At 60.2% G+C, this 500-nt stretch carries 1 protein-coding gene; it reads left to right on the forward strand.

Going from position 1 to position 500, the window contains the following annotated elements:
- Positions 1 to 500 (forward strand): IS701 family transposase (locus tag ACFFNA_RS39460; protein ID WP_378925716.1); only part of this gene is annotated, 500 nt, incomplete at both ends.

Genomic DNA, 500 nt, shown 5'->3' on the forward strand with positions numbered 1-500 from the left:
AAGACAGGTTGGATGCGCGCTGAGGCGGCCGGTGATCCCGGCCCGTGGCGGCAACAAGCCATTCTGGGTCGCGGGCGTTGGGACGCGGACGGACTTCGCGACATCGTGCGAGAGTATGTTGTAGAAAACCTCGCCACAGATGATGCGGTCCTGGTCATCGATGAGACGGGCTTCCTCAAGCAGGGCAAGACATCGTGCGGTGTTGCGCGTCAATATACAGGTTCTGCAGGCAAGATAACGAACTGCCAGATCGGTGTGTTCGCCGCCTATGTGTCCGCTCGCGGTCATGCCTTTGTCGATCGGGCCCTGTACTTGCCCAAAAGCTGGACCGGAGATCCGGTAAGGCTTGCAGCAACCCATGTTCCTGAGGCTATAGCCTTCGCTACCAAGCCAGGCTTGGCTGTCGATATGATACGGCGTGCGCTGGCAGCCGATGTGCCGTTTTCATGGGTGGCCGCAGATGCGGTGTATGGCGTCGGGGACGTCGAAGGAACCCTGCG

It is taken from the genome of Mesorhizobium kowhaii (assembly GCF_042431665.1).
Taxonomy (GTDB): Bacteria; Pseudomonadota; Alphaproteobacteria; order Rhizobiales; family Rhizobiaceae; genus Mesorhizobium; species Mesorhizobium kowhaii.